Raw genomic sequence first — 7,047 nt, 5'->3', positions numbered from 1 at the left:
AACGTCACCTGGGGCCTGCTCTATGGCGTGCTGCTCTGCAATGCCCGCGCCATGGGCGAGTTCGGCGCGGTCTCGGTCGTGTCTGGTCATATTCGCGGCCTGACCAACACCATGCCGCTTCATATCGAGATTCTTTACAACGAATACGATTTCGTCGGCGCGTTCGCCGTGGCCTCGCTGCTGGCCATGCTGGCCCTGGTCACGCTCGTGCTCAAATCCTTGCTCGAATGGCGCTACGCCGACCGGCTTGCCGGCGGCGCGCGCCACTGATTTCAGACGGCGGAGGTTTCCAGGTGAGCATCACCGTTACCAGCCTGGTGAAGCATTTCGACAATTTCGCGGCCCTCAAGGGCATCGATCTGGCGGTGCGGCCGGGCGAGTTCCTGGCGCTTCTGGGGCCGTCCGGCTCGGGCAAGACCACGCTTCTGCGCATCCTGGCCGGGCTCGAATATCCCGACGCCGGCACGCTGACGATCGACAATGTCGATGTCAGCGAACAGGGAGCGCGCGACCGGCAGATGGGCTTCGTGTTCCAGCATTACGCCCTCTTCAAGCATATGACCGTGGCCCAGAACGTGGCTTTCGGCCTGCGCGTGAAGCCGCGGAAAGACCGTCCCTCGCGCACGGAAATCGACGAGCGCGTCGACCGGCTGCTGCAGCTGGTCCAGCTCGAGCAGCTGGGCGACCGTTATCCGACCCAGCTCTCGGGTGGGCAGCGCCAGCGCGTGGCCCTGGCCCGCGCGCTCGCCATCGAGCCGCGCGTGCTGCTGCTGGACGAGCCGTTCGGCGCGCTCGACGCCAAGGTGCGCAAGGATCTGCGCCGCTGGCTGCGTGGCCTCCATGACGAGATGGGCATCACCAGCATCTTCGTCAGCCACGACCAGGAGGAAGCGCTGGAGCTGGCCGACCGCGTGGCGGTGATGAGCGAGGGCCGGATCGCCCAGATCGGCACGCCGACCGAGATCTACCGCAATCCCGCCAATGCCTTCGTCTGCGAGTTCCTCGGCAATACCAACCGGCTCGCCTGCCGCATCGAGAAGGGCGGCGCCAAGCTGGGCGACCAGTTCTTTGCGGCCTCCGTGCCGAGCGATGCGCCGGCGCTGGCCGGCGTCGCCTATGTCCGCCCCGAGGATTGCGACATCCACATGGAACCGAACACCGCAGGCCTCAAGGCTCGCGTGCTGAAGATCCATGCCGCCGGCCCGACGACCCGTGTCGAGCTGCGCCGGGTCGAAAGCGACGAGATCATCGAGATCCATCTGCAGCCCGGCGTCGATGCGCCCGAGATCGGCAACGACGTGGCACTGACCTTCCGCCGCGTCCGCATATTCCCGGTCGCCAGCGTCTAGACGCCCCTCTGTCTATGTCACCTGTTGAAGTCGATCGGACTGCCCCGGGGATTCTGGACGTCGTAGGGATGGATCACCTGATAGTCGTCCCAATATTCGTGGGTCTGGCCCAATCTCGAATCCGGGGACCGCGAGTCCGTCGCGCATCCGCCCAGCGCAAAGAGGCAGACCAGGAACGCGATGCGCAGCGATTCCCTTCGCGTCTCACGCTGAGGGCCCGGGTTGTTACTTGCCATGCCGCGCGAACCGATCCGTGACACTGCCGTTCAGCGTCCCGTTCAGGCTCCCGTCCTTGTTCTCCAATGTCACCCTGTCGCCCGCGATCGAAGGCTGGAAACAGCCTGCCATGGCGTCGATGGGTTTCTGCCACCGGAGACAGACATTTCCACCCGGATCGAGATTCCATGTGCCGCTGTCCACGGTGCCGGTCTCGTCGACATAGGTCACTTGCCCGCCGGCCAGGAAATAGAGGTGAAAGGCCAATCCGGCCGAGGTCGTGCCAGAAAATGTGTTCCCCTCCGTCGCGGTGATGAACCGGTCGCCCTGAGAATCGCGCGCCGACGCCGGCAGGGGCTGCATGAGGAGCGATACCGCCAATATCAGGCCGCTCAGTCCGGCGCCAAAGCTGAAGACCTTCTCCGCTGGGCGGAGACGGTCACGGTCGGGATCGGTGAAAGCCCATTTGATCGGCATGTCTGCTCCTTCACTGCAAACGGCGGCGCGGTCTGGCGATCGATGTCATTGCACCGACAGGCCGCCGGAATTTCCGCCTGCGAACTCGCGCCGACAGGCGTTTCCACCCGCGGAATCGCCCGGGAGGACCCGGCAGTCTCCCCGACGCCGCTGGCCCCTGTCTCGTGAATCGAAGTGAAATTTAGTTAGGACAGCGACGCTTACAGGACTTTGCCGGGATTGAGGATCACATGGGGGTCGAGCGCCGCTTTCAAGGTGCGCATCAACCCCACCACGGCGTCGCTGCGGCTGAAGCCCAGATAGTCGCGCTTCAAGGTGCCGATGCCATGCTCGGCCGAGACCGAGCCGCCCATGTCGCGCACCACCTCATAGACGCAGAGCTCGACCGCATGGCGGACACCCGCCTCGTCGCTCCCCATATCGAGGCTGAGATGGAGATTGCTGTCGCCGATATGGCCATAGAAAGTATTGAGCGATCCGGGCCAGCGCTGCTGCAGGCGCACGCGGACATGTTCGGCAAAATCGCCGATACTGGCGATCGGCAGGCTGACATCGAGATGGAGCCCATGGTGCCGCGCGTTCCAGGCGCCGACGCCTTCGCGGATCTCCCAGATCGCGCGCGCCTCGCGCTCCGACTTCGCGATCACGGCATCGGCGATGAGCCCCTGCTCCAGCGCCCGGCCCAGGAACGCCTCGAACCGAACCGGATCGCCATCGGCATCATTGCCGGCGAATTCCAGCGCCACATAGAAGGGCGAGGTCGCCGGCAGGGGCGGAACCTGCGCCGGATCCGAGCCGGTGACGAACCGATAATAGTCCTGCCACATCGCCTCGAACGCGCTGACGCCGCCGAGCTCGGCCTGAGCCGAGCGCAGCAATTGGACGACCTGCTCGTAACGCCCCGTCGCCACCAGCGCCGTGACGGAACTGCGCGGCTTGGGATGGAGGCGCAGCACGGCGCGGGTCACGATGCCCAGCGTGCCCTCCGAGCCGATGAAGAGATGCTTCACATCGTAGCCGGCATTGTTCTTGAGCATCTTGTTGAGCGCGTTCACGACCGTACCGTCGGCGAGGACCGCCTCCAGTCCCAGCACCTGCTCGCGCGCCATGCCGTAGCGGATCACCTTCATGCCGCCGGCATTGGTCGAGAGATTGCCGCCGATCTGACAGGAACCTCGCGCGCCCAGATCGAGCCCCAGCAGGAAGCCCGCCTGGCTCGCCGCCGCCTGCAGCGTTTCGAGCGGCGTGCCCGCCAGGACGGTCATCGTCGCCGCGGCCGGGTCCAGTTCCTCGATACCGCGCATCCGCTCCAGCGACAGCACCACCTCGCCGCCCCCGGGCGTGGCGCCGCCGGCAAGGCCCGTCAGCCCGCCTTGCGGCAGCACCGGCTGGCGATGGCTGTTGCAGATCCGCAAGGCCGTCGAGACCTCGCCGGTGTTGCGCGGGCGCAAGACCGCGAGCGGCCGATGCGGGGCGATGCCGGTGGCGTCGCGGGCGTGCCGGTCGAGGATCGCGCCCTCGACGGAGACGACATCCCCGCCCAGCGCCTGACGCAGTGCATCGAGTATGGCAGCCATCGCGACCTCTCCTTCGACAGGACCGGTGCGGAGAGGCTAGCGGTCCTGGGCCTCAGCGGCCACCATTGACGATGGCCAGATGCGGTTTAATCGCCGGGCGGTCGGGAAACCCCGCTATCCGCATGCCGGCGATGAAATGCTCGAGGTCGGCGGCATCCCGGAAGGGTTCCTTGGGCAGCCAGGTCTGGACCGCGCTGTCCGGCCGGCTCGTCATCATCGCCTTCGCATGCTCGCGCGCCTTGTCCAGATTGCCCAGATGGGCGTGGGCCACGGCGAGATAGCAATTGTCGAAGGGCATCGGCGGCGACACCCGGTGGAAGGCCTGGACCGCCTCCTCATAGCGGCGCGCCACCAGGAAGTTGAAGCCCATATCGTGCCAGTGCCAGGCCTGCCGATAAGGATTGAGACGCATGGCCCGCCGGATCCACTCGATCCCCTCGTCGGTCTTGTGGACATAGGCGAGGAACGAGCCGAACTGCGACAGGAGCTCGGCATCGTTCGGATTGAGCTCGACCGCGCGTTCGTAATGGAGCGCCGCTTCGTCGTAGTTTCGGCGATAGAGGCAGACGAAGCCCAGCGCGAAATGGCACCAGCCATCCTCGGCATCGAGGGCGACGCCCTGGCTCGCCAGCTCATAGGCCTTGTCCATCGCATCGGGGATCTCGTCCCGGTACCAGCCCAGCACCGTGACGAAGGCGAGCAGCGCATGGGCCTGGGCATAGGCGGGATCGAGCTCGAGGGCGCGTTGGAGCAGCTCCGCGATCTGGCGATGCTCGGTTCCGCCATTGCGGTAGAGATTGTCCCAGGCCCGCAGCATGTAGTCATAGGCGACCATGTTGTCGGTGCGCTTGCGCTTGCCGCGCGCCAACCAATCGGCCTCGATCCGACCCGGCAGCGCCGTCACGATCGCCTGCACGATCTCGTCATCCATGGCGAAGAGCTGCGAGGGATCGCGATCCTGCTTGATCGCCCAGATGCTGCGGCCGCTCTCGGCCTGGTAGAGCTGGGCCGTGATCCGCAGGCGATGCTCGGTGCGGCGCACGCTGCCCATCAGCACATAGCGCACGCCGAGCTCACGGCCGATCGCGGTCACATCCATGCCGCCGTCGCGATAGGCGAAGGAGGAGGTCCGGGCGATCACGAAGAGCGCGCGGAAGCGCGACAGCTCGGTGATGATGTCCTCGGTGATGCCGTCGCTGAAATAGCGCTGGTCATCGTCATCGCCGCTCGTCTCGAAGGGCAGCACCGCGATCGAGGGCCGCTGCGGCAGATCGAGCGAGACCGGGTCCAGCGCCCGCGTCCCCTCGCCCAGCGCCACGCGGAAGACCGCGACCGGCTCGGAGATGTTCTTGAGTTGCTTGCGGCCGAGGGATTCGAACCGCAGCTCGAGCTTGTTCTTCACCTGCTCATAGACCAGGGATGAAAGGAAGATACTGTCGGGCTCGGCCAGGGCTTCCAGCCGGGCGGCGATGTTGACGCCGTCGCCGAAGAGGTCGTCCCCCTCGACGATCACGTCGCCCATGTTGACGCCGATGCGGTAGCGCAGGCGGCGGTCGGGCGGCTGCTCGTGCGAGGCCTTGACCGTCGCCTCCAGCATGTCGCAGGCGAAGCGCATGGCATTCACCACGCTGCCGAACTCCGCCAGCAGGCCATCACCCATGAATTTGACGATCCGGCCGTCATGGGCCCGGACCTTGGGCTCGATGATGCCGGTCTGATTTTCACGCAAAGCCGTCAGCGCCCCGGCCTCGTCGATCTGGGCCAGGCGGCTATAGCCGACGATGTCGGCGGCGACGATGGCGGCAAGGCGGCGCTGCATGGATCGGGGGCGCGGGGCGATTCGAAACTTTGTTGAAACCGGCTCTTTCTATGCGAGGAAGCGGCCGGGCTGGCAAGCGTTTGTTCCCAAACCCGTCTCCAGCCCCCAAACCCTGCCTTTTTCTTAATCCACAAGGCCTTATCCGCCGTCCCGCAATCGACAATTCCGGGCGGCTCGGCCATATTGCGCCCCCTGTGGGGGCCTGTTTCGATGCGAAATGTGATCGCCGGACTTCGCCGTTTTGCCGCCGGACATGGGCGCATTCCAGGGGCGATCGTGCTGCTTGGGATTCTATGGCTTCAAATCGTCAATCCGCCCCTCATCGACGCGCTGCGGCTACGTTCGTTCGACCTCTTGCAGCGCCTGTCGCCGCGGACCGAAACAAATTTCCCGGTGGTCATCGTCGATATCGATGAAAAGAGTCTGCAAGAGCAAGGCCAGTGGCCCTGGCCTCGGACCAAACTGGGAGAGATCGTCGAGAAGCTGATGGCTGCCAAGGCGGTCGTGATCGGCTTCGATATGGTCTTCGCAGAACCGGACCGAACCTCGCCTTCGGCCATCGCCGGCGAGCTTATGAGTGCCTCTCCGGATATCGCCAGCGGCCTCTTCTCCCTGCCGGACCACGATACGGAGTTCGCCGAAATATTGAAGCGGTCTCGCGTCGTGCTGGGCGAGCTGGCGATCGAAAGCGGCGGGGTCAGAACCAAGCCCAAGAGTGCGGTGGCGCGTATCGGCGGAAATCCTCTGCCCTTCATCGTTCCCTTTTCGGGTTTCATACCGAACATCCCTGTCTTGAATGACGCGGCATTGGGACGTGGAAATTTTGGCCTGGCGCCCGACACTGACGGCATCATCAGGCGCATTCCAGCCGTCCTTCATATCGCCGGGGATATTCATCCTTCCCTCGGTCTTGAGGTTCTTAGAATCGCGACCGGCGGGCGAGCCCTCGCCGTGAAAATGGACGACACAGGGATCAGATCCGTCGTCGTGGCAGGCAGAGATGTCGTGACCGACAAATCTGGAGAGATCTGGATACGTTTTGCCCCCAGCTCCCGCCAACGCTACATCAGCGCGACGGATATACTCACCGGAAACTTCGATTCGAACCGCATTGCCGGTCGTATCGTCCTTATCGGTGCTTCCGCGGCCGGATTGCGAGACATGCGGATCACCCCGGTCGACAAGTCGATGGCCGGAACCGAAATCCACGCCCAGATGCTGGAGACGGTGCTTGAGGGCACATATCTCCGTCGCTCCACCTGGTCGATTTTTGCCGAGATTTCTGTGGTCGGGATTGTTGGCATTCTGTTGATCCTGCTTGTACCGCTCCTTCGAGCCAGATTGACGATCCTGCTCCCGATCGCTGTGGCGATCGCAATGCCGATCAGTTCCTGGTATCTCTTCAAATCAGATGGATACCTGATCGACGCTACTTATCCGACGCTGGCCACCGCGTTGATCTATCTCGTCCTGGTCTATTTCGGCCAGGTCGCCGAGGAGCGGCGGCGCAAGGCGGTCAGCCGGAATTTCGCGCAGTATCTGGCACCGGCCGTCGTCGAGCGGCTGGCGCGCGATCCCAACCCGCCCAAGCTCGGCGGCGAGCAGCGCG

At 64.6% G+C, this 7,047-nt stretch carries 5 protein-coding genes and 1 pseudogene; 3 read left to right on the top strand and 3 right to left on the bottom strand.

Annotated features, from left to right (window positions below; all coding sequences use genetic code 11):
* Together cysW and ACREE8_RS04465 are read left to right on the top strand one after the other, a co-directional pair.
* Positions 1-270 (top strand): annotated as a pseudogene (gene cysW, locus ACREE8_RS04470) (sulfate/thiosulfate ABC transporter permease CysW); the annotation flags it as partial.
* A 23-nt stretch (positions 271-293) separates the two neighbouring features.
* A complete protein-coding gene (locus ACREE8_RS04465; RefSeq protein ID WP_431571774.1) occupies positions 294-1,349 on the top strand; it encodes a sulfate/molybdate ABC transporter ATP-binding protein in 1,056 nt (351 codons plus the stop codon).
* A 225-nt stretch (positions 1,350-1,574) separates the two neighbouring features.
* Here the strand turns inward: ACREE8_RS04465 and ACREE8_RS04460 are convergent, their stop codons facing one another.
* The 3 genes from ACREE8_RS04460 to ACREE8_RS04450 form a co-directional block, all read right to left on the bottom strand.
* On the bottom strand, positions 1,575-2,042 hold the full coding sequence (locus tag ACREE8_RS04460) for a hypothetical protein (RefSeq protein WP_431571773.1): 468 nt from the start codon (positions 2,040-2,042) through the stop codon (positions 1,575-1,577).
* 200 nt (positions 2,043-2,242) lie between these two features.
* Entirely contained in the window at positions 2,243-3,619 is a 1,377-nt protein-coding gene (locus ACREE8_RS04455) for an FAD-binding oxidoreductase (protein ID WP_431571772.1), read from the bottom strand.
* A 52-nt stretch (positions 3,620-3,671) separates the two neighbouring features.
* Positions 3,672-5,438 (bottom strand): adenylate/guanylate cyclase domain-containing protein, encoded by a 1,767-nt coding sequence (locus ACREE8_RS04450; protein ID WP_431571771.1) that lies wholly within the window; start codon positions 5,436-5,438, stop codon positions 3,672-3,674.
* Between the two features lie 210 nt (positions 5,439-5,648).
* Between ACREE8_RS04450 and ACREE8_RS04445 the strand changes: the two genes are divergently transcribed.
* The coding region (locus ACREE8_RS04445) for a CHASE2 domain-containing protein (RefSeq protein WP_431571770.1) at positions 5,649-7,047 on the top strand (1,399 nt) is incomplete at its 3' end.

Origin of the sequence: Hypericibacter sp. (assembly GCF_050729195.1) — a bacterium.
Classification (GTDB): domain Bacteria; phylum Pseudomonadota; class Alphaproteobacteria; order Dongiales; family Dongiaceae; genus Hypericibacter.
Note: the sequence above shows the minus strand (reverse complement) of the source record. Positions and strands in the feature narration are given on the sequence as shown.

Excerpts from the sequence above, each read along its gene's own strand:
- ACREE8_RS04455 (WP_431571772.1), bottom strand. The coding sequence starts at position 3,619 with ATGGCTGCCATACTCGATGCACTGCGTCAGGCGCTGGGCGGGGATGTC.
- ACREE8_RS04450 (WP_431571771.1), bottom strand. The coding sequence starts at position 5,438 with ATGCAGCGCCGCCTTGCCGCCATCGTCGCCGCCGACATCGTCGGCTAT.
- ACREE8_RS04460 (WP_431571773.1), bottom strand. The coding sequence starts at position 2,042 with ATGCCGATCAAATGGGCTTTCACCGATCCCGACCGTGACCGTCTCCGC.